The organism is Nocardioides sp. 1609 (assembly GCF_004522105.1).
Classification (GTDB): domain Bacteria; phylum Actinomycetota; class Actinomycetes; order Propionibacteriales; family Nocardioidaceae; genus Nocardioides.
Genome location: NZ_SPUJ01000001.1, coordinates 304,550 through 325,920, shown reverse-complemented (window position 1 = coordinate 325,920; position 21,371 = coordinate 304,550). Strand labels below are relative to the sequence as shown.

Genomic DNA, 21,371 nt, shown 5'->3' with positions numbered 1-21,371 from the left:
CTGGAGGGCTCCTCCGGAGCAGGTGCGGTCGGACGCCGTCGCGGGTCGGCGTCAGGCGGCCGCGGTGCCGACGTACCAGGCGGCTCGCACGTGGCGCCGGACCAGGACGTCCTGGGGCTCGAGCAGGAGCCGCACCCGCCAGGCGTCGGCGGTGCGGTCGATCCCGTCGGCCAGGTCCGGCGGCCCGTAGACCGAGGCGTCCTGGGTGCACGAGTAGTAGCCGATCCAGTCGGGGTGCTGGGACGGCGCGCCCCACGCGCCGCCGACGCGGGAGAGGCAACGACGGCCGCCGTCGAGGGCCAGCGTGACCGGCGTCGGCTCCGTGGGAGCCTGCAGGCGGCGGGGGAAGCGCCCCTCGTGGCGGACCCGGAACAGCTGCTTGCCGCGGGCGTCGCGCACGCACAGGACGGTGTGGCCCGACGACTTCCAGCAGGCCTGCAGGCCGTAGGCCGTCGGGTAGCAGCTGGCGATGCCGGGGCTCACGGCGCCCGGAGCGGCCCCGTCGCACGTCACCGAGCCGGTCAGGCGGGACGTCGTCCAGCCCGGCGCCGGCCGGCCCTCGGTGGTCACGGGGCGCACGACCGTCAGCCGGGTGTCGGGCGCGGCTGTCGAGGTGGCGGGCGCTGCGGCCGGGGGCTGGCCTGCGGCCGGCCCGGAAGCGGGCAACGAGGTCAGGGTGGCGGCGACCACGAGGGTCGCGAGGAGGGCGGCGATGCTGGGGAGACGGCGCACGGCGACGTCCTTCCGGGTCCGAGAACAGGGTCAGGTGCTACCAGGGAGACGCACTCCGGCCCCGATGGGTTGCATCGGATCGACCGCGGTCCGGTCGTCGTCGGGTCAGGCCCTACGCTCGCCACCGTGAGCGAGGTCGTGATCTACACCGACGGAGCCTGCGTGCCCAACCCCGGCCCCGGCGGGTGGGGGGCCTTCCTGCGGCACGGCGGGCACGAGAAGGAGCTGTGCGGCGGCGAGGCCGGCACCACCACCAACAACCGGATGGAGCTGCTGGCGCCGATCATGGCGTTGGAGGCGCTGACCCGCCGTTCGCAGGTCGAGCTGTTCACCGACAGCGTCTACGTGCGCAGCGGCATCACGAAGTGGGTCGCCGGCTGGCAGCGCAACGGCTGGAAGACCTCGGCCAAGCAGCCGGTGAAGAACGTCGACCTCTGGCAGCGTCTCGTCACCGCGTGCGCCGAGCACGACGTCGAGTGGCACTGGGTCAAGGGCCACTCCGGCATCGACGGCAACGAGCGCGCCGACCGGCTCGCCAGCCGAGGGCTGCGCGAGGCGGTCGCGACGGCTGCGGGCACCGCGGGCTGAGCGGTCGGTCCGGCCCGAGGTCCCCGACGTCCGGCGGTGCCGACCCACGCGAAACCGCCCGCCGTCGTGTCCCGCCGTGAGACGCTTCCGCACCGTCTCGTCCTCGGAAGGTTCGTCGTGTCCCTCGCCCGCCTCGCCCGCCTCGCCCGCCTCGCCCGCCTCGCGCTCGTCGCGCTCGTCGCGCTCGTCGCGCTCGTCGCGTCTCTCGTGGGTCTCGTCCCGTCCGCGCCGGGAACGGCGGCCGCGTCGTCCGTCGCGCCCCGGTCCGCCATCCCGGAGCCGTTCGTCGCGATCGGCGGCGCGGTCGGGGGCCTCGTGGTCGACCGGGCCGAGGTGCCGGTCTGGTTCAGCTCGAACGACGTCGGCGAGGACGTCTTCGACGAGTACCTCTTCGACGTCCAGGTCCGCCGCGGCAGCGTGCTCGGCACGGACCGGCCGGCGTGGCGCGACGTCCGCCCGGTCCGCGGGAGCGACCGCACGATGCGCTCGTCCATGCGGATCGCGCCCGGGACGGCCCTGTGCGTCCGGGCGCGCCAGCGGTACCCGGTGGCGGACGGGTCGGTGTCGCCGTGGTCGCGGTCCGGCTGCGTCGTCCGTCCCGTCGACGACGCCCGGGCCCGGGCCGTCGGCGGCCGTCGGTTCGTGCGCGCCCGGGCGCTCCACGACGACCGTGCCTCGGAGCTGGGCGACTCCGGTCGCCTCCTCCTGCACGGGGTGCCGGCCGGGACCGTCGTCGGCGTGCTGGTCGTCGGGTACCGGGTGCCGGAGTGGCGGGTCGGGCGGTCGGCCTTCTCCTCCAGCGGCACCGGCAGCACCGGCGGCGGCCTCGGCTGGCTGGCACGGAGCACCAGCGTGGGAGGCACGCTCGAGGTGCGGGGAGTCGGCCGCGACCCCGTCGGCGGGCTGTTCGTCTTCCCTCGGTGGCTGTGGTGAGCATCGGTCGTGGGAAACTCGGGCCATGACCGAGATCCAGATCGGCCAGGCGAAGCGCGCCCGGCGTGCGTACTCCTTCGACGACATCGCGATCGTGCCCTCGCGGCGCACCCGCGACCCCGAGGAGGTCAACATCGACTGGCAGATCGACGCCTACCGCTTCGAGCTGCCCGTGCTCGCCGCCCCGATGGACTCGGTGATGTCGCCGGAGACCGCCATCGCCCTCGGCCGGCACGGCGGGCTCGGCGTCCTCAACCTCGAGGGCCTGTGGACCCGCTACGACGACCCGCGCGACCTGCTCGCCGAGGTCGCCGGCCTCGAGGGCATCGAGGCGACGGCGCGGATGCAGGAGATCTACGCCGAGCCGATCCGGCACGAGCTCATCACCGAGCGCCTGCGGGAGGTCCGCGACGCCGGCGTCACGGTCGCCGGCGCGCTGTCGCCGCAGCGCACCAAGGAGTTCGCGAAGGTCGTCGTCGACGCCGGTGTCGACATGTTCGTGATCCGCGGGACGACGGTGAGCGCCGAGCACGTCTCGAGCCAGGCCGAGCCCCTGAACCTCAAGGAGTTCATCTACGAGCTCGACGTCCCGGTCATCGTCGGCGGCTGCGCGACCCACCAGGCCGCGCTGCACCTGATGCGCACCGGTGCCGCCGGCGTCCTCGTCGGGTTCGGTGGGGGAGCGGCGCACACGACGCGCACCGTGCTCGGCGTCGCTGTCCCGATGGCCAGCTCCGTGGCCGACGTCGCCGCCGCCCGTCGCGACTACCTCGACGAGTCCGGGGGCCGCTACGTCCACGTCATCGCCGACGGCTCGATCGGCAAGTCCGGCGACCTCGCCAAGGCGATCGCCTGCGGCGCGGACGCCGTCATGGTCGGCTCGCCGTTCGCCCGGGCCACCGACGCCCCCGGGCACGGGTTCCACTGGGGCACCGAGGCCCACCACGAGGCGCTGCCCCGCGGCCGCCGGGTCAAGCTCGACCAGGTCGGCTCGCTCGAGGAGATCCTGTTCGGCCCCTCGCGCGTGGCCGACGGCACGATGAACCTGATCGGCGCCCTGCGTCGGTCGATGGCCACGACCGGCTACACCGACCTCAAGGAGTTCCAGCGCGTCGAGGTCGTCCTCGGCTGACGCTCCGGCCGAAAGTCGTCGAGCAGCGTCGATTTCCGGGGCTCAACCCTGGCGCTCGACGCCCCAGCAGTCGTACGTTCGGGATCCGGGCCATCGGGGGCCTGCTCGACTCGTGACGGTGCACGTCGGTCGTCGTGGCGCGCGTTCCTCCCTGGCCACTCTCTACTCGGAGGGACAACGCACATGGTTCGTTCTCGTCGTCGATCTCGCACGATCGGCACCGTCGGCCTCACCCTGACCACCCTGGTGGTCTCGGGGGCAGCCCTGGCCGCCCCGGCCTCGCAGGACCTGACCGCCGACCAGGAGCGGGCCCTCGCGGCCGGGTTCCAGGTCGCGCCCAAGTCCTCCCCGGACGCGCGCGGCGCGATCGGCGCCAACCCCTACCTCGCGAACGTCGCCGACGCCACCGCCGCCGACTACGCGGCGTGGCGCACGCGGATGGCCGCGAGCGCGGACAAGCGGGTGGCCACCCAGGCCTACAAGTCGGCCCGCACCCAGGCCAACCAGGTGACGCCGGCGGCCGCAGCGGTCGTCGTCCACGACGAGCAGGAGCCCGCCGGCACGTCGGGCTCCAACGACTCCATCGCCAACGCCGAGCGGATCAGCGCCTTCGGCACCGCCCAGGCGAGGAACAACGTCGTCCGGATCATCGGTGAGCGGGCCGAGCTGTCGGTCCCGGCGGCCGAGGAGCTCGCACCGGTCCCCGAGGACAACGGGTCCATCCCGCTCGCCGGCGACACCGGCATCGACGGCGTCTCGGCCGTCACCACCACCGGGGTCCTCGGCGACGGGCCGCACGGTTCCGAGGGTGACGGCACCAACGACTTCGACGTCTACTCCGTCGACCTCGAGGCCGGCCTCTCCCTGGTCGCCGACACCTCCGGCCAGACCACGGACACCATCCTCGCCCTGTACGACGCCGCCGGCGAGGTCGTCGCCGCCGACGACGACGGGGGCGTCGGGGTCGCGAGCCTCCTCGAGTTCACCCCCGAGGCCGACGGCACCTACTACCTGCTGGTCGGCGGGTACTCCTTCCTCGGCCCGCTCCCGGCCGACCCGGACGACAGCGGGTCGGGCGCCGGCGGCGCCGACGAGGGCCCCTACGACCTCGCCATCACCCAGACCGAGGTCGACCGCGACTTCTACGCCGTCAGGCTGCGTCCCGGCGACGTCGTCGGCGGCGTCGCCAACGGCGGCGCCGACGAGCTGACCGTCACCCGCCCGAACGGCGAGCAGGCGGTGGGCGCCCCCGGCACCGACGCGTCGTCGCTGTACGCGCCCGAGTCGCCGCTGCCCGGTGGCGGCAACACGACCTTCGCCTACGTCGCGGAGGAGGCCGGCTGGTACGTCCTCGAGGTCGCCGGCCAGGTCGGCGACTACTCGGTGCAGGTCGAGGGCTACCGGCCCGGCGCCCAGCTCGACAAGAACAAGAACCAGACCGTCTACCTCGACTTCGAGGGCGGCCGGGTCAACACCGGCCTGTGGGGTGGTCCCGGCGTGCGCCAGCTGTCGCCGTTCTCGGCGTTCCTCGGCAAGTGGGGGATCACCCGGGCGCGGGAGCGGGCGATGATCACCAAGATCACCAACGCCGTGCGCCGCAACCTCGAGGAGGTCGGCGACCACGGTGGCCTTAACGACCCGCGGGTCACCGTCGTCAACTCGCGCACCCACCCCGAGCTCCAGGGCCGGACGAACGTGTCGCGCGTCGTCGTCGGCGGCACCATCGACGAGTCCGGGATCTCCACGATCGGCATCGCGCAGTACATCGACCCGGGCAACTACGGCCACGAGGACACCGCGCTGGTGCTGCTCGACGTGCTGAGCGACCCGTCCGGCCCCGCGTCGCTGAACACCTACATCACCGACGCCAGTGACGTCGAGGCGTTCGTGGCCAACGGCGTCGGCAACGTGACCGCGCACGAGGTCGGCCACATGATCGGCAGCTACCACACCGACAACCTCTCGGAGGAGGTCAACCTGATGGACTCGGGTGGCGCCAACTTCCAGAACCTGTTCGGTGTCGGGCCCGACGGCGTGGGCGGCACCGCCGACGACCCGAACGTCCGGTTCGTCGAGGACACCTACTCCCCGGCCGAGGGCTTCACCGGGACGGAGGACACCCAGAACGTGACCGCGTGGGCCTACCCCGGCCTGTGACCCGGCCTGTGACCCGGCCTGTGACCCGGCACTGACGGACTGATCCGACCACGGCTGCGGCCCGGGACCCCTCTGGGGTCCCGGGCCGCGGCGCGTCCGGCCGGCGGCGCGCGGCCAGTCGGTCCCGGGCGGGGTCAGACCCGCGCAATTGCCGCGAATCGCTCGGTCCGGGGCGCGAGAACCGAGCCATCTGCGGCAATTGCACGGGATGGGCGGGGGCGACACGTGCCAGAATCGGCCCATGACGCGGCACGAGCAGCACGGGAGCGCCGTCCTTCCGCCTCCGGTCGACTGAGACCGGGGCGCCGTCCGGCTCCGGAGACGCCATCGTCCGCGACTCCCGAAAGCACCGTCATGTCCTCCTCCTCCCTGGTCGGGACCCGCGCCGGCCTGCTCCAGATCTGTCTCGCCGGCGTCCTGTGGGGCACCGGCGGCCTCGCCGTCCAGGTGGTCCGCGACCACGCGCCGCTCTCCGCGCTGACCATCAGCGGCTGGCGCACCGGACTGGCCGCCGTCGTCCTGCTCGCCGCGGCGCTCGCGGTCGGTCGGCTCGGCAACGTCCGCCGGCTGCTGCGCGCGCGACCCGGCCGGGTCGCCGTCGTCGGCCTGTGCACCGCGGCGTACCAGGCGCTGTACTTCGCCTCCGTCGTGCTCGTCGGGGTCACCGTCTCGACGGTCGTCAGCCTCGGCCTCGCGCCGGTGCTCCTCGTGGCGCGCGACGCCGTCGTCGCGCGGTCCCGCCCGGGCGGCGTCCTCCCGGTGCTCGCCGCGCTGACCGGGCTGGTGCTGGTCAGCGGTGCGGCCGGCCTCGGCGAGACCGGACCGTCACCGGCGCTCGGCGTCCTGGCCGCCGTCGCCTCCGGGACGGCGTACGCCGCCGCGACCGCGCTGGGCGAGCCGCTCGCCCGCGAGAGCGACCCCCTCGCGCTCACCGCCGCGACGACGAGCGTCGGTGCGGTCGGGCTGGTGCCGCTCGCGCTGCTGCTCGGTGGCCCGGCCGGCACGTCGGACCCGGTCGCGCTGGCGACGCTGGTCTACCTGGGCACGCTGACCTTCGCGCTCGCCTACGCGCTGCTGTACGCCGGCCTGCGGACGACGCCGAGCAGCGCGGCCGTCGTCGCGACCCTGGTCGAACCGGTGACGGCGGGCCTGGTGGCGGCGGCGTTCCTCGACGAGCGGCTCGGGGTGCTCGGCGTCGTGGGGATGGCGCTGGTGCTGTCGGCGATCGCGTCGCTGTCGCGGTCCGGCCGGCCTAGCGCTCCCGCAGCCCCGGCGTCCGCCCCAGCCCGGTGACGGCGGCGCGGACCGAGGCGCGGGCGGCCCGGAGCCGCGCGCGGTCGTCCGGGCCGGTGCTCGCGTCGGCGAGCGCCGCGACCACGCGGCGCACGCGGACGGGTCCGCCGGCGCCGTACACGTTCCAGGCGATCGGCACGTAGGAGGCGTCGCTGACGACGAACCGGCCGTCGGCTCGCTCGCGGAGCTCGAACCGGACCGTGATGCCCTCGTAGGTGTCGGTGCGCCACGGCTCCTGCTGGGCGACCAGGTTGCCCATCCCGTAGACGACCCAGGTGCCGTTGACCCTGGTGATCGGCTGCACGACGTGCGCGTGCTCGCCGAGCACCAGGTCGACGTCGGCCGAACGGGTCAGCCGCTCGACGAGCGCGACCTGCTCCTCGCTCGGCAGGTGGTCGTACTCGTTGCCGCCATGCAGGTGCACGACGACGACGTCGGCCCCCGCGCGACGGGCCCGGCGCGCCTGGGCGAGCAGATCGCCCGCGTCCCACATCGAGACCGACCACGGTCTTCCCTCGGGGAGGGGGAAGCCGTTCAGCCCGTAGGTGCCGGCGACCACGCCGACCCGCACGCCGTCCTCGGTCGTCAGGATGACCGGACGACGTCGCTCGGCCGCGCTGCGGAACGTGCCGATCGGAGCGACACCGTGCCGCTCGAGCAGGTCGGCGGTGTGCACGAGGCCCTCCCAGCCCTGGTCGACGGCGTGGTTGGACGCCGTCGTGCAGCCGTCGAAGCCCATGCTCGCGAGCCACGGCGCGACCTGCGGGGGAGCGGCGAAGACGGGGTAGCTCTGGAGAGCCTGTCCCGGCCGCGCGAAGGGGACCTCCTCGTGGCACAGCGCCAGGTCGGCGTCCTCGATCATCGGCTTCAGGTCGGCGAACATCGGGTCGAAGTCGTAGCGCCCCCTGCCCGTCACCTCGGCGTCGGCCGCGGCGCTGAGCCAGACCGTGTCGTGCCACAGCAGGTCGCCGCCCATCACGATGCTGACGCTTCGACGGGGGAGCTCGGGGGCTGGCGCGGGGGCGGGCGCTGGAGGCGGGTCGGCTGGTCCGTCGGTCGTCGTGGTGTCGACCAGGACGGCGCGGGGCTGCGTCCAACGGGCCGTGGGCGCGCTCTCCGGCGGCCCGGACACCCCTGCGGTCGCGACGCCCGCGCAGACGAGGACGGTGGCGCAGGCCAGGCGCCAGTGGGAGCTCACCTGAGGGAGACGCCGGACGCCGCCGATCGGTTGCCACGCGGCCAGGGGACGGTCGTGGGCCCGAGAACGAGCCCTGGACCGTTCCCAGGCACACGACTCGCCGCCGCAACGACCTCGGTGGCCCCGCCCCGGGTGACCGCCGGGACGACGCGCTGGGCATCGCCGAGGGGCACGGCGCGACACCCTAGGGTGGTCGACGTGGCAGATCTCGTGGCGTGGTGGCTCGGCCCGCTCGACGGCGACGGCGCCACCGGTGGCACCGACAGCTGGTGGGAGCAGGACGCCGACGAGCCGGCGTACGCCGCGAGCCTGGTGAAGGTGCCGCTGGCGGTCGCCGCCGAGGACGTCGACCTCGACCGCGAGGTCCTCGTGCACGCCGACTTCGCCTCCGTCGCCGGGGGCCGGTTCGTGCTCGACCGCGACGACGACCAGGACGACGCCACGTGGGACGCCGTCGGCGAGCGCGTCAGCCTCCGCGAGCTGCGCCGACGGGCGATCGTCGACTCCAGCAACATCGCCACCAACCTGCTGCTCGAGGAGGTCGGGGTGCCCGCGGTGCAGCGGGTCCTGGCCGCCGCCGGCTGCAGCGACCGCACCACCGTCACCCGCGGCATCGGCGACCTCGCCGGCCGCGACGCCGGGCTGGCCAACGACGTCACCGCCCGTGACCTGGCGCGGCTGCTCCGGCACGTGCCGCCCGCGGTCGAGGACGTCATGCGCGGGCAGACCTACCGCGACGCGATCCCTGCCGGCCTCCCGTCCGGACCCGACGGACCCGCGGTCGCCAACAAGACCGGCTGGGTCGACGGGATCACCCACGACATGGCGATCGTCCGGCCGGTCGACGCCCCGCCGTTCGTGCTGGTCGTCCTGACCCGCACCGACGAGCCGCACGAGGCCGCCGAGGAGCGGATCGCCGCGATCGCCGCCGAGGCCTGGGAGCGACGCCGATGACGACCATCCGCGAGGTCCGCACCCGGCGGCTGAGCGTGCCGCTGCACACGCCGTTCGTCACCGCGCTGCGCCGGACGACGACGATCGAGACCGTGCTGGTCGAGGTCGTCGACAGCGACGGCGTCAGCGGCTGGGGCGAGGCGCCCCAGGTCTGGCAGGTCACCGGCGACTCGCTCGCCGGCTCGCAGGCCTGCCTCGACGGCCCGATCGCGGACGCCGTCGTCGGCCGCGACACCGACCCGCGCGAGACCGCACCCCTCGTCCAGCGCTGCGTGGTCGGCAACCGGTCGGCCAAGATGGCCGCCGACATCGCCCTGCACGACCTCGCCGCCCGTCGTGCCGGCGTGCCGCTCGCGGCGCACCTCGCGTCGTACGCCGGCGTCACGGCCCCGGCGGCCACGCAGGTGCGCACCGACGTCACGCTGTCGGCCGGCAGTGCCGACGAGCTCGCCAGGGCCGCGATCGCCCGGGTCGCCGACGGCTTCGGCACCCTCAAGCTCAAGGTCGGTACCGACGCCGCGACCGACCTCGGCCGGGTCCGCGCGGTCCGCGAGGTCGTCGGTCCGCACGTCGCGCTCCGGCTCGACGCCAACCAGGGCTGGGACGCCTTCGAGGCCGTCCGCGTCATCACCGCGCTCGAGGACGCCGGCACCGACATCGAGGTCGTCGAGCAGCCGGTGCCGGCCCGCGACGTCCTCGGCCTCGCCCACGTCACCGCCCACGTCGAGACGCCGGTGATGGCCGACGAGTCGCTGTTCGTGCTGGAGGACCTGGTCGAGATCATCCGGCTCGACGCCGCCGACCTGGTCAACGTCAAGCTCGCCAAGTGCGGCGGCCTGACCCCGGCGCTCGAGCTGCTGCGCGTCGCCGACCTGCACGGGTTCGGCACGTTCGTCGGCTCGATGATGGAGTCGCACGTCGGGCTCGGTGCCGCGGCGTCGCTGGTCGCCGCCGTCGGCACCACCAGCCTGCCCGACCTGGACGCCGCGTGGTGGGCCACCGCGTCGCCGTACGCCGGCGGCCCGCGCTACGTCGGGGACCGGCTGGTCCTGTCCGCCGCCCCCGGCCTCGGCATCGACGGCCTGCTGCCCGGGAGAACACCGAACGAGGGAGAACGAGCATGAGAGCCATCCGCGCCACGGGGGTCCTGGCCGGTCCGGCTGCCGACGCCGAGCAGGTCACCCAGCTGCTGGCCGGCGAGCGGGTCGAGGTCCACGACCGCGACGGTGACTGGCTCAGGGTCACCGTGCCGGGCCAGTGGTCCTCGAAGGACGCGATGGGCTACCCCGGCTGGGCCCTCGCCGCCGACCTGGCCCACGACGAGGACAGCGTCGTCGAGATCGCCCGCACCTACCTCGGCACGCCCTACGTGTGGGGCGGGCTCACCCACGACGGCATCGACTGCTCGGGGCTGGTGCACGCCTCCTTCCGGGCCGTCGGCACGGCGGTGCCGCGGGACGCCTTCGACCAGGCCGCCACCTGCCAGCCCGTCGAGCTGGGCAGCGAGCGGCCCGGCGACCTCTGGTTCTTCGCCAAGGACGGGCCCGGCACCCGGATCACCCACGTCGGCTTCGTCACCGCGCCCGGCGTCCTCCTGCACGCCCCCGACTCCGGCCCGCGCCGCTACGTCGTCGAGGAGGAGCTCCCCGAGGAGCGTCGTCCCACCCTCGTCGCCGCCGGCCGCTTCTGACGCCTCAGGACGCCAGGGTGAGCGCGGTCTGCCACGCGACGTAGGTGCGCAGCAGCCCGCGGGCCGGGATCGGAGGATCCGTCGCGCCGTGCCGCGCTACCCGGCCGGCTCGACGACCGCCCGCTCGATGATCGCGTCGAGGTCGAGGCCCGTCGGGAGGGTGCCGAGCGCGCCGCCCCAGTCGCGGGCCAGGCGGGAGGCGCAGAAGGCGTCGGCGACGGCGGCGGGGGCGTGCCGCACCAGCAGCGAGCCCTGCAGCACGAGCGCGAGCCGCTCGACCACGCGGCGGGCGCGCACCTCGAGGTCGTCGGGGTCGGCGAGCTCCCTCTTCACCGCCGCGACGGCGTCGTCGAGCCGGTGGTCGGCGCCGGCGGCGAGCTCGACCTCGGCGAGGAACCGCTCGACCGACTCGGGCTCGCGGCCCATCGCGCGCAGGGCGTCGAGGGCGGCGACGTTGCCGGAGCCCTCCCAGATCGACAGCAGCGGGAGCTCGCGGTAGATCCGGGGCAGGCCCGACTCCTCGACGTAGCCGTTGCCGCCGAGGCACTCCATCGCCTCGCCGGCGTGGGCCGGGCCACGCTTGCAGACCCAGTACTTCGAGACGGCCAGGCCCATCCGCCGGAACGACGCCTCGTCGAGGTCGCCGCGCACGGCGCGGTCGGTGGCACCGGCCAGCCGCATCGCGACCGTGGTCGCGGCCTCCGACTCGACGACGAGGTCGGCGAGCACGTTGCGCATCAGGGGCGCCTCGACCAGCCGTCGTCCGAACGCCGAGCGGTGCCGCGCGTGGTGGACGGCGAGGACCGTGGCGTTGCGCATGCCGGACGCCGTGCCGAGGGTGCAGTCGAGGCGGGTCAGGTTGACCATCTCGACGATGGTGCGCACGCCGCGGCCCTCCTCGCCGACGAGCCAGGCGGTCGCGCCGTCGTACTCGATCTCGGCGGAGGCGTTGGACCTGTTGCCGAGCTTGTCCTTCAGCCGCACCAGCTGCATCGCGTTGCGGCTGCCGTCGGGCAGCACCCGCGGCACCAGGAAGCACGACAGGCCGCCGGGGGCCTGGGCGAGGGAGAGGAACAGGTCGCTCATCGGCGCGGAGGTGAACCACTTGTGCCCGGTCAGGCGGTAGGACCCGTCGGGCTGCGGCACCGCGCGCGTCGTGTTGGCGCGGACGTCGGACCCGCCCTGCTTCTCGGTCATCGACATGCCCGCGACCAGTCCGGCCTTGCTGCTCGGCGTCCGCAGCCCGGGGTCGTAGGTGGTCGAGGTGAGCAGCGGCTCGTAGGTCGCGGCCAGGTGTGGTCCGGCCCGGAGCGCGGGCACCACGGCGTAGGTCATCGAGATCGGGCAGCCGTGCCCGGCGTCGACGTTCCAGACGAGGAACTTGGCCGCGCGCGCGACGTGGGCGCCGGGCCGCCCGTCGGCCCACGCGGCGGCGTGCAGGCCGTGGCCGACGGCGGTCGCCATCAGCGAGTGGTAGGCCGGGACGTAGTCGACCTCGTCGACGCGGTGGCCGTAGCGGTCGTGGGTGCGCAGCACCGGCGGCACCCGCTCGGCGAGCCGACCCCACTCCTGCGCCTCCTCGGTGCCGGCGAGCCGGCCGAGCGCGCGCACGTCGTCGGTCGCCCAGCCGGCGCCCTCGCGCTCGAGCGCGGCGAGCAGGGCGGGGTCCTCCGCGGTGTCGTGACCGACCAGGGGCGGAGCCTGGTTGGTGACCTCGTGGGTGGGCATCGGCTCCTCCTGGGACGCGGGCGCGGGCGGGGTTGGCGACGGGCCCAGTGTCCCCGACGGCACCGACCGGCACCGACCGGCACCGAGCGGCACCGACCGGCACCGACCGCCCACCGGGGCGGCCGTCAGCTGCAGGGGCGGGGCGCGCCGACCTCGGCGGTGCCCCGACAGCGGCCCAGGCGCTCGAGCAGCAGGCGGAACTCTCGGATCTTCGCGCGCGAGGGCGCGTCGGCGTCGCGGGTGTGGAACAGCTTGTTCCTGGTCATCGCCCGGTCGGTGTAGAACTCGCGGAAGATGGTGCGACCGCGCGGGTCGTACCACTCGACGTAGGACTCCCGGCCGCGGCGGACCATCCGCCAGGAGCGCAGGTTCGAGGTCCGCGGGCCGGACTCCTGGCGCACCAGACCGTTGGCCTCGGCGTAGAACTCGCCGTAGACCGCCTTCCGCTCGTGGTCACCGAGCAGCGAGTGACCGTCGAGCAGGTGGCCCGGCGTGGTGCCGAGGAGGTCGTACAGGGTGGGCGCGACGTCGACGAGGGCGACGTCGCGCAGGTCGGTGGCGGGGGCCCGGCCCGGGTAGTAGGCGAGCATCGGGATGTTCATCGCTGCCGGGTAGGGGATCGACTTGCCCTCCCAGTTGACCTCGCCCTGGTCGGTGTAGCCGTTGTCGCTGAGGAAGAAGACCGCGGTCTCGTCGAGGACGCCGGCGTCCTGGAGGCGCTGGAGGACGATCGCCATCTGCTCGTCGACGCCCAGCAGCGAGCGCGCCCGCGCGGTGAAGAGCTGTCGGTAGTAGGCCCGGTCCTGGTCGGGTCGGTGGAAGAGCGGCAGCTTGTCGCGGGCGAAGCGCTCCGGCGCGTAGCGGAACGGCGGCACCGGCGCGGAGGCGAACTCCTGGGGGACCGGCGGCATGTGGCGGGGTGCGAACCGGGCGCCCTGCTTGTGCGGGGCGAAGAAGGCGTCGTAGACGAAGAACGGGGAGCCGGTGGCGAGCTGGTCGTCGAGGAACCCCGAGAGGTAGGCGCCGTTGGTCTCGGTCGAGTTGAACCCGTTCCCGGGCAGGTAGCGGCGTCCGGCGTCGTCGTAGAGACGGAACCTGCCCGGCCTGCCCTGGTAGGAGTTCCAGAAGTCGAAGTCGTCGAAGCCGGTCCTGAGGGGGGTGCGGCCGTAGTACTCGCGGGGCTTGACGCCGTTGAGGTTCTTGCCGATCCCGTAGGTGCGCAGACCTGCCCTGCCGAGGTCGTGCTGCACGGTGTCGTGGACCGTCAGCAGGTGCGCGGCCTTCTGGCGGACCACCTTGTTGTTGTGGGAGTACTGGCCGGTCTGCAGCTGGGCGCGGGCAGGGCAGCACACCGGCGTCGACGTCGTCGCGTGCTCGTAGCAGGTGCCCTGGTCGACCAGCCACGGGCTGCTGCGGGGCAGGTAGGCGCCGGCCTCGGCGCAGGAGAAGTCGTGCATGTCGTCGACGAGGAACACGATGGCGTTGCGCACCGCCCCCGGGTCCTGGCCGCGGGTGGGCTCGGCGGACGGGCCGCCCGGCGTGCCCACCGGGGCGAGGGACGCACCGACGTCGAGACCCGCCTGGTCGGTCGCCGCGCGTTCGCGCGCGACGTGGGCGACGAGCACACCGCACACGAGCAGGACGACGACCAGGACGGTGGCCAGCTGCATGCCCCGGCTGCGGGCAGGGGCCGGCGCCGCGTCGTCCGGGCGGGGAGGCAGCTCCGGTGGGCGTCCGAGTGGCACCGCGGAAGTGAATCATCCCCGGGCAAGCGCTTCGTGTCCGGGCGGTGGCGACCGGGCGAGCGGATCGAGGACGTCCGGAGGGAACCGGGATCCGAGACGAAGGTGACCGACGGGTAGCAAGGATGGCCGCCGTCACATACTGTCGGTATATGAGTGGCTCCCCGAACCCGACGCCCGGCGGCCCCCTGGTCGCCGGACCAGCCGATCCCGAGCACGACCCGACGGCGTCGTACGTCCTCGACCGCGGCTACGTCGACCGGCTCACCGCCCGCCTCCTCGCCACCTCGGGCACGACGTCGCCGGTCGACAGCCCGCTCGACGGCGCCCCGCTGGCGCACGTCCCGCAGTCCAGCGAGGCCGACGTCGCCGAGGCGTTCGTGCGGGCCCGCCGGGCCCGGGCGGCGTGGGCGCGGGTGCCGCTCGACGAGCGGGCGGCGATGCTGCTGCGGCTGCACGACCTCGTCCTCGACCGGCAGGCCGAGATCATCGACCTGATCGTGCTGGAGTCGGGCAAGGCGCGCAAGCACGCCTTCGACGAGCCGCTGCACATCGCCCTCACCGCGCGCTACTACGCCCGCACCGCGCACCAGCACCTCGACACCCGGCGCAAGCGCGGCGTCGTGCCCGGGCTGACGCGGGTCGAGGTGAACCGGGTGCCGAAGGGCGTGGTCGGGATCATCTCGCCCTGGAACTACCCGTTCACGATGGCGCTCTGCGACGGGCTCCCCGCCCTGCTCGCCGGCAACGCCGTGGTGCTGAAGCCCGACGCGCAGACGATGCTGAGCGCGCTGCTCGGTGCCCGGCTGCTCGACGAGGCCGGCTTCCCGCCCGACCTGTGGCAGGTCGTCGCGGGCCCCGGCCCCGACCTCGGGCCCGCGATCATCGCCGGCTCCGACCACGTCTGCTTCACCGGCTCCACCGCGACCGGCAGGATCATCGCCCGGCAGTGCGCGGAGCGGCTGATCGGCTGCTCGCTCGAGCTCGGCGGCAAGAACCCGCTGCTCGTGCTGCGCGACGCCGACCTCGAGAAGGCCGCCGAGGGTGCGGTCCGGGCGTCGTTCTCGAACGCCGGCCAGCTGTGCGTCTCGACGGAGCGGATGTTCGTCGCCGACCAGGTCTACGACCGGTTCGTCGAGCGGTTCGTGGCGCGCACCGAGGCGATGACCCTGGGCGCCACCCTCGACTGGGACAACGACATGGGCTCCCTGGTCAGCCAGGACCAGCTCGACACCGTCGTCGCCCATGTCGAGGACGCCGTCGCCCACGGCGCCCGGGTGCTCGCCGGCGGCCGGGCCCGCCCCGACCTCGGCCCCTACTACTTCGAGCCGACCATCCTCGAGGGCGTCACGCCCGAGATGACCTGCTTCGCCCACGAGACGTTCGGTCCGGTCGTCTCGCTCTACCGCTTCCACGACGAGGCGGACGCCGTGAGCCGCGCCAACGAGGGCCAGTACGGCCTCAACGCCTCGATCTACAGCCAGGACGGCGCCCGGGCCCGCGCCATCGCCCGGCACGTGAGGTGCGGGACGGTGAACGTGAACGAGGCGTTCGGGGCGACCTTCGCCAGCATCGACGCGCCGATGGGCGGGATGCGGGAGTCCGGCACGGGTCGCCGGCAGGGTGCCGAGGGCATCCTGCGCTACACCGAGCCGCAGTCGGTCGCCACCCAGCGGCTGGTGCGGTTCGCGCCGATGCTCGGGATGTCCGACGAGACCTACGCGAAGGTGATGACCACCAACCTCCGCCTCATGAAGAAGCTCGGGCGGGCCTGACGTGGCCGAGAACGTGAGTGAGCCCGACTTCGACGTCCTGGTGATCGGCTCCGGCTTCGGCGGCTCCGTCGCCGCGCTGCGGCTGACCGAGAAGGGCTACCGCGTCGGCGTCCTCGAGGCGGGGCCGCGCTTCGAGGACCACGAGTTCTCCTCCGGCACCCTCGACGTGCGGAGCTACCTGTGGGCACCGGCCCTCGGGTGCTACGGCATCCAGCGCATCGACGCGCTCCGCGACACGCTGATCGTCGCCGGGGCCGGTGTCGGCGGCGGCTCGCTGGTCTACGCCAACACGCTCTACGAGCCGATGGAGCAGTTCTACGCCGACCCGCAGTGGGCCGGGATCACCGACTGGCGCGACGAGCTGGCGCCGTACTACGACCAGGCCAAGCGCATGCTGGGCGTCGTCGAGAACCCGGTGCGGACGCCGGCCGACGACGTGATGGAGAAGGTCGCCACCGACATGGGCGTGGGGGAGAGCTTCCACCCGACGCCGGTCGGCGTCTTCTTCGGCGGACCCGGCCAGCAGCCCGGCGAGGAGTCCGCGGACCCGTTCTTCGGCGGCGAGGGCCCGGCGCGCAACGCCTGCACCAACTGCGGCGAGTGCATGTCCGGCTGTCGTCACAACGCCAAGAACACCCTGGTCAAGAACTACCTGTACCTCGCCGAGAAGCGCGGCGCCACGGTGCTGCCGCTCACGACGGTCACCCGGGTCAGCCCCCGTGACGGCGGCGGGTACGACGTCGCGGTCAGGTACACGAAGGCCAGGCGCGCCACCGCGCGCAGCACCCGCACCCTGACCGCGGAGCACGTGGTGATGGCGGCGGCGTCCCTCGGCACCCAGAAGCTGCTGCACCGGATGAAGGACGAGGGGCACCTGCCCCGGCTCTCGGAGCGACTCGGCTTCCTGTCGCGCACGAACTCGGAGTCGATCCTGGGCGCGATCGCGCCGTCCTCGGACCCGACCGACTACTCCTACGGCGTCGCGATCACCTCGAGCTTCCACCCCGACGAGCACACCCACATCGAGCCCTGCCGCTACGGCAGGGGCTTCAACACGATGGCGATGCTGCAGACCGTCCTCACCGACGGCGACGGCGACGAGCCGCGCTGGCGCACCTGGCTCCGGGCGATGTGGGAGCAGAAGCGGAACCTGCTCGAGCTCTACGACCTCAAGCACTGGTCCGAGCGAGCCGTGATCGCGCTGGTGATGCAGAGCCTCGACAACTCGATCACGACGTACGGCAAGAAGGGCCTGCTCGGCTGGCGGATGACGTCGCGGCAGGGCCACGGAGCGCCGAACCCGACGTGGATCCCGGCCGCCAACGACGCCGTCCGCCGGATCGCCGGCGTCCTTGGCGGGACGCCGGGCGGCAACATCGGCGAGCCGTTCAACATGCCGCTCACCGCCCACTTCATCGGCGGCTGCGCGATCGGCACCGAGCCGGCCAACGGCGTCATCGACCCCTACCAGCGGGTCTTCGGCCACCCCGGGCTGCACGTCGCTGACGGATCGGCGATCTCGGCCAACCTCGGGGTCAACCCCTCGCTCACCATCACCGCGCAGGCCGAGCGCGCGATGGCGTTGTGGCCCAACAAGGGCGAGCCCGACCAGCGCCCGCCGCTGGGTGCGGAGTACCGCCGGATCGAGCCGGTCGCGCCGCGGACCCCCGCCGTCCCGCCCCACGCGTCGGGGGCCCTGCGGCTGCCCATCGTCGGCGTCTCGTGACGCGGGACACCGAGACGTCGCGCCCGGTGGCGTAACCGCGGGACGTCGTCGTCGTTCTACCGGGCGGACCCGTGTGGATGCTGCTCCCTCCTGAGGGACGGGTTCGTCGTCGCTGCCCGTCCTCGACCGGCACCGACGCTCAGGGCCCCGCCACCTCCCCTCCCTCCCCGGCGGGGTCCTGCAGCACGCCCGGAACCGGGACGACCGCCGTGCCTCGATAGGCTGGCGGCCATGACGGCGCCCGAGCACGACCTGGTCCTCGTTGTCGACTTCGGGGCGCAGTACGCGCAGCTCATCGCGCGGCGCGTGCGCGAGGCCCGGGTCTACTCCGAGATCGTCCCGCACCACGTCCCGGTCGCCGAGATGCTCGCGCGCAAGCCCAAGGCGATCATCCTGTCCGGCGGCCCGTCGTCGGTGTACGCCGAGGGCGCTCCCGCGATCGACCGGTCGATCTTCACCGCGGACGTGCCGGTCTTCGGCATGTGCTACGGCTTCCAGCTGATGGCCGAGGGGCTCGGTGGCGAGGTCGCCGCGACGGGCGCGCGCGAGTTCGGCCGGACGCCCGTCACCGTCAGCGCCGGCGGCGCCCTGCTGGCCGACATCCCCGAGCAGCACACGGTGTGGATGTCGCACGGCGACTCGGTCGTCGCGGCGCCGTCCGGGTTCGACGTCCTTGCCTCCACCGCCGGGACGCCGGTCGCGGCGTTCGAGTCGGTCGACCGCCGGATGGCCGGCGTCCAGTGGCACCCCGAGGTGCTGCACAGCGAGCACGGCCAGCTCGTCCTGGAGCACTTCCTGCACGACATCGCCGGCTGTCGCCAGACGTGGACGATGCTCAACATCGTCGAGGAGCAGGTCGAGACGATCCGCGCCCAGGTCGGCGAGGGTCGCGCGATCTGCGCGCTGTCGGGCGGCGTCGACTCCGCGGTGGCGGCCGCCATCGTGCAGCGCGCGATCGGCGACCGGCTCACCTGCGTCTACGTCGACCACGGGATGATGCGGCAGGGCGAGACCGAGCAGGTCCGCCACGACTTCGAGGAGGTCTTCGACGTCCTCGACGTCGTCGACGCCGCCGACCAGTTCCTCGACGCGCTCGCGGGCGTGCGCGACCCCGAGGAGAAGCGCAAGATCATCGGCCGGGAGTTCATCCGCACCTTCGAGACCGCCGAGGCTCGCGTCTTCGGCGATGCCCAGTCCGGCACGACGGCCTACCTCGTCCAGGGCACCCTCTACCCGGACGTCGTCGAGTCCGGCGGGGGAGCGGGGGCCTCCACGATCAAGTCGCACCACAACGTCGGCGGACTGCCCGACGACCTGAACTTCGAGCTCGTCGAGCCGCTGCGGACGCTCTTCAAGGACGAGGTCCGCGCCGTCGGCGAGCAGCTGGGCCTGCCGTCGACCATGGTGTGGCGCCAGCCGTTCCCCGGCCCGGGCCTCGGCATCCGGATCATCGGCGAGGTCACCCGCGACCGCCTCGACATCCTGCGCCAGGCCGACGCGATCGCGCGCGAGGAGCTCACCCGCGCCGGCCTCGACCGCGACATCTGGCAGATGCCGGTCGTGCTGCTCGCCGACGTCCGCTCGGTCGGCGTCCAGGGCGACGGCCGCACGTACGGCCACCCGGTCGTGCTGCGCCCGGTCACCTCCGAGGACGCGATGACCGCCGACTGGGCCCGGCTGCCCTACGACCTGATGGAGCGGATCTCGACCCGCATCACCAACGAGGTCGCCGAGGTCAACCGGGTCACCCTCGACATCACCTCGAAGCCGCCGGGCACCATCGAGTGGGAGTGACGGCCCCGTCGTCCCGGCCGCTGCGCCGTCCGGGCGCGGGCGCCGCGACGGCGCTCAGGCCGGCTCCGACTCGATCCGCCGCATGACCGGCGTCGCCGTCACGCCGTGCACCAGCACCGAGAACGCCACGGTGAAGCCGACCGTGGCCCAGACCCAGTCGGCATCGGTGAACTCCGCGTGGCTGGTGGCCCAGGCGACGTAGTACAGGCTGCCGACGCCGCGGATCCCGAAGAACGCCACCGCCAGCCGGGCCCGCCGGTCGAGACCGCCGGCCCGGTCACCGGTGCGGGGCAGGACGCTCAGCGACAGCCACGCCGTGAGGGGGCGGATCAGGAGCACCAGGGCGGTGCCGGCGACGACGCCTCGCCAGTCGAGGGCGTCCAGGAGACCCGAGGACAGCGCGATCCCGAGCAGCAGCAGGACCACCAGGGTGAGCAGCCGCTCGAGGCGCTGGACGACGTCGTGCATCGCGCGGTGGTAGTCGTGGCGGTGCTCGGCGGCCCGCAGCGCCATCGCGCAGGCGAAGACGGCGATGAACCCGTAGCCCCGGACCAGCTCGGCGACGCCGTACGTCGTGAGGAGGGCGGCCAGCGCGAGCAGCGGCTCACCCTGCTCGGCCAGGCGGAGTGACGACGTCTTCGCGCGGAACGCCAGTCGCCCGAGGCCGCGGCCGATGAGGACGCCGACCAGGACGCCGAGGACGAGCTTGCCGACGACGTACCAGCTGGCCCACTCGGCCGCGCCGGTCAGGAAGGACCCGCCGGCGAGGACGAGCACGGCGGCGTGCACGAACGGGAACGCCAGGCCGTCGTTGAGCCCGGCCTCCGACGTCAGGGCGAACCGGATCTCGCTCGACTCCGTCGACGTGGTCTGGTCCTCGGCGTAGGGCACCTCGTCGGGCTCGTCGTCGGCGATCGAGGAGCCCGGGCCCCCGACCTGGACGTCGGAGGCCAGCACCGGGTCGGTGGGGGAGAGGACCGCGCCGAGCAGGAGCGCGGTCGCGGGCGCCAGGCCCAGCGCCGCCCAGCCCAGCAGGGCGACCGCCGCGACACAGGCGGGGAGGGCGAGGGCCAGCAGGCGCCACGTGGGCGACCACGTGCGCCACGTCGACGGGCGCAGCAGGTCCAGCGGCCGGTCGATGGCCAGCCCGACGCCCATCAGCGCGACCAGCACCGTCAGCTCGGTGACGTGCTCCACGATCGCGCGGTCGTGGTGGTCGGAGACGTCGAGGACCAGCCCGTCGCTGAGCGGCGTCAGCCCGACCACGACGCCGACCAGCAGCAGCACCATCGCCGGCGACACGGCGTACCGGTGCAGCAACGTCGGCAGCGCGACCGCCACGAGAAGACACGTGCCAGCAAGGAGGAAGTAGCCGGCGGGTTCCATTCAACCCTGTCTAGTGCACCCGGTGCCGCTCGCGGCAGACCCCTGCGGGCGGGGTCGAGCTGCGCGGCGCCTCGGCTGCTCCCTGGGTCGAGGTGGGCCGGCCGTAGGTCCGGCGGCCGGGTCGGGCTGTGGCGCCCAGCCAGGTTGTCCAACCGGGTCATCGCGTTCGACCGCAGCGGCCCCCGTGTCGAGCTGGTCGGCTGGTGGAGGGCCTGCGAGGGCTGAGTGAGCCGGTGGTGGTTGAACCGGTGGAGCCACCCTGCCAGTGCGGCGGGTGTTCTCGGAGTCGTGGAGGCGCCGGTGTGCCCAGCCGGCGGCCAGGGTGCGGTGGAAGCGCTCGATCTTGCCGTTGGTCTGGGGGCGGTAGGGCCGGTTCTCCTTTCCCGCAGGCCGGCCCCGGTAGCGCCAGCCGCCGCCGTCGGGGATGGTGCCGCGCTTCTCGAGGTCGACGTGGAGCAGCGCCCCGAGGCGTCGGGTTCGTAGCGGCGTGCAGGTTCGCCTGGCGCACCTCCGACACATGTTCTGAGCACTACCGCGCCGAAG

16 protein-coding genes and 1 pseudogene are annotated in these 21,371 nt (G+C 73.8%); 11 read left to right on the top strand and 6 right to left on the bottom strand.

The window, feature by feature from the left end:
* Nucleotides 1-51: 51 nt before the first annotated feature.
* The gene (locus tag E4623_RS01410; RefSeq protein WP_134764735.1) at nt 52-732 is read right to left on the bottom strand and encodes a hypothetical protein; all 681 of its coding nucleotides are present in this window, start codon (nt 730-732) and stop codon (nt 52-54) included.
* Nucleotides 733-858: 126 nt separating this feature from the next.
* Here E4623_RS01410 and rnhA point away from each other — a divergent pair, with 126 nt between their 5' ends.
* From rnhA to E4623_RS01385, 5 genes are all read left to right on the top strand, one after another.
* A complete protein-coding gene (gene rnhA, locus E4623_RS01405; protein WP_134764734.1) occupies nt 859-1,320 on the top strand; it encodes a ribonuclease HI in 462 nt (153 codons plus the stop codon).
* Nucleotides 1,321-1,437: 117 nt separating this feature from the next.
* Nucleotides 1,438-2,253 carry a hypothetical protein gene (locus E4623_RS01400; protein ID WP_134764733.1) on the top strand — a complete coding sequence of 272 codons (816 nt, stop codon included), beginning with the start codon at nt 1,438-1,440 and terminating at the stop codon, nt 2,251-2,253.
* Between the two features lie 25 nt (nt 2,254-2,278).
* A complete protein-coding gene (locus E4623_RS01395; protein WP_134764732.1) occupies nt 2,279-3,385 on the top strand; it encodes a GuaB3 family IMP dehydrogenase-related protein in 1,107 nt (368 codons plus the stop codon).
* A gap of 183 nt (nt 3,386-3,568) precedes the next feature.
* A complete protein-coding gene (locus tag E4623_RS01390) occupies nt 3,569-5,542 on the top strand; it encodes a PPC domain-containing protein (RefSeq protein WP_134764731.1) in 1,974 nt (657 codons plus the stop codon).
* Between the two features lie 354 nt (nt 5,543-5,896).
* Nucleotides 5,897-6,835: a DMT family transporter gene (locus E4623_RS01385; RefSeq protein ID WP_134764730.1), complete on the top strand. Its 939-nt coding sequence runs from the start codon at nt 5,897-5,899 to the stop codon at nt 6,833-6,835.
* On the opposite strand, the gene E4623_RS01380 is transcribed toward E4623_RS01385, so the two are convergent.
* The gene (locus E4623_RS01380) at nt 6,795-8,033 is read right to left on the bottom strand and encodes a CapA family protein (protein ID WP_167736423.1); all 1,239 of its coding nucleotides are present in this window, start codon (nt 8,031-8,033) and stop codon (nt 6,795-6,797) included. The genes E4623_RS01385 and E4623_RS01380 overlap by 41 nt on opposite strands.
* A 198-nt stretch (nt 8,034-8,231) precedes the next feature.
* Here E4623_RS01380 and E4623_RS22425 point away from each other — a divergent pair, with 198 nt between their 5' ends.
* Genes E4623_RS22425 through E4623_RS01365 form a run of 3 tightly spaced genes read left to right on the top strand, consistent with a single transcriptional unit; the run spans nt 8,232 to nt 10,677 of the window.
* Nucleotides 8,232-8,987 (top strand): serine hydrolase, encoded by a 756-nt coding sequence (locus E4623_RS22425; RefSeq protein WP_167736422.1) that lies wholly within the window; start codon nt 8,232-8,234, stop codon nt 8,985-8,987.
* Complete coding sequence (locus tag E4623_RS01370) at nt 8,984-10,111, top strand: dipeptide epimerase (RefSeq protein WP_134764727.1); 1,128 nt, start codon at nt 8,984-8,986, stop codon at nt 10,109-10,111. Before E4623_RS22425 ends, E4623_RS01370 begins: the two co-directional genes overlap by 4 nt.
* Complete coding sequence (locus E4623_RS01365; RefSeq protein WP_134764726.1) at nt 10,108-10,677, top strand: NlpC/P60 family protein; 570 nt, start codon at nt 10,108-10,110, stop codon at nt 10,675-10,677. Before E4623_RS01370 ends, E4623_RS01365 begins: the two co-directional genes overlap by 4 nt.
* Before the next feature lie 96 nt (nt 10,678-10,773).
* Here the strand turns inward: E4623_RS01365 and E4623_RS01360 are convergent, their stop codons facing one another.
* Together E4623_RS01360 and E4623_RS01355 are read right to left on the bottom strand one after the other, a co-directional pair.
* Nucleotides 10,774-12,405: an acyl-CoA dehydrogenase family protein gene (locus E4623_RS01360; RefSeq protein ID WP_134764725.1), complete on the bottom strand. Its 1,632-nt coding sequence runs from the start codon at nt 12,403-12,405 to the stop codon at nt 10,774-10,776.
* A gap of 125 nt (nt 12,406-12,530) precedes the next feature.
* On the bottom strand, nt 12,531-14,150 hold the full coding sequence (locus E4623_RS01355; RefSeq protein ID WP_134764724.1) for a sulfatase-like hydrolase/transferase: 1,620 nt from the start codon (nt 14,148-14,150) through the stop codon (nt 12,531-12,533).
* Nucleotides 14,151-14,299: 149 nt separating this feature from the next.
* Here E4623_RS01355 and E4623_RS01350 point away from each other — a divergent pair, with 149 nt between their 5' ends.
* The 3 genes from E4623_RS01350 (at nt 14,300) to guaA (ending at nt 19,442) form a co-directional block, all read left to right on the top strand.
* A complete protein-coding gene (locus E4623_RS01350) occupies nt 14,300-15,922 on the top strand; it encodes a succinic semialdehyde dehydrogenase (protein ID WP_134764723.1) in 1,623 nt (540 codons plus the stop codon).
* A 13-nt stretch (nt 15,923-15,935) separates the two neighbouring features.
* Complete coding sequence (locus E4623_RS01345) at nt 15,936-17,648, top strand: GMC family oxidoreductase (RefSeq protein ID WP_209020441.1); 1,713 nt, start codon at nt 15,936-15,938, stop codon at nt 17,646-17,648.
* A 231-nt stretch (nt 17,649-17,879) separates the two neighbouring features.
* Complete coding sequence (gene guaA / locus E4623_RS01340) at nt 17,880-19,442, top strand: glutamine-hydrolyzing GMP synthase (RefSeq protein ID WP_134764721.1); 1,563 nt, start codon at nt 17,880-17,882, stop codon at nt 19,440-19,442.
* Nucleotides 19,443-19,496: 54 nt separating this feature from the next.
* Here guaA and E4623_RS01335 read toward each other — a convergent pair whose 3' ends face one another.
* A complete protein-coding gene (locus E4623_RS01335; RefSeq protein WP_134764720.1) occupies nt 19,497-20,828 on the bottom strand; it encodes a cation:proton antiporter in 1,332 nt (443 codons plus the stop codon).
* A 230-nt stretch (nt 20,829-21,058) separates the two neighbouring features.
* Nucleotides 21,059-21,322 (bottom strand): annotated as a pseudogene (locus E4623_RS23095) (integrase core domain-containing protein); the annotation flags it as partial.
* Nucleotides 21,323-21,371: the final 49 nt, after the last annotated feature.

What these genes read in the sequence shown, in the direction of transcription:
- E4623_RS01395 (WP_134764732.1), top strand. Translation starts at nt 2,279, where the DNA reads ATGACCGAGATCCAGATCGGCCAGGCGAAGCGCGCCCGGCGTGCGTAC.
- E4623_RS01390 (WP_134764731.1), top strand. Translation starts at nt 3,569, where the DNA reads ATGGTTCGTTCTCGTCGTCGATCTCGCACGATCGGCACCGTCGGCCTC.
- E4623_RS01385 (WP_134764730.1), top strand. Translation starts at nt 5,897, where the DNA reads ATGTCCTCCTCCTCCCTGGTCGGGACCCGCGCCGGCCTGCTCCAGATC.
- E4623_RS01370 (WP_134764727.1), top strand. Translation starts at nt 8,984, where the DNA reads ATGACGACCATCCGCGAGGTCCGCACCCGGCGGCTGAGCGTGCCGCTG.
- E4623_RS01365 (WP_134764726.1), top strand. Translation starts at nt 10,108, where the DNA reads ATGAGAGCCATCCGCGCCACGGGGGTCCTGGCCGGTCCGGCTGCCGAC.
- E4623_RS01360 (WP_134764725.1), bottom strand. Translation starts at nt 12,405, where the DNA reads ATGCCCACCCACGAGGTCACCAACCAGGCTCCGCCCCTGGTCGGTCAC.
- E4623_RS01350 (WP_134764723.1), top strand. Translation starts at nt 14,300, where the DNA reads ATGAGTGGCTCCCCGAACCCGACGCCCGGCGGCCCCCTGGTCGCCGGA.
- guaA (WP_134764721.1), top strand. Translation starts at nt 17,880, where the DNA reads ATGACGGCGCCCGAGCACGACCTGGTCCTCGTTGTCGACTTCGGGGCG.
- E4623_RS01335 (WP_134764720.1), bottom strand. Translation starts at nt 20,828, where the DNA reads ATGGAACCCGCCGGCTACTTCCTCCTTGCTGGCACGTGTCTTCTCGTG.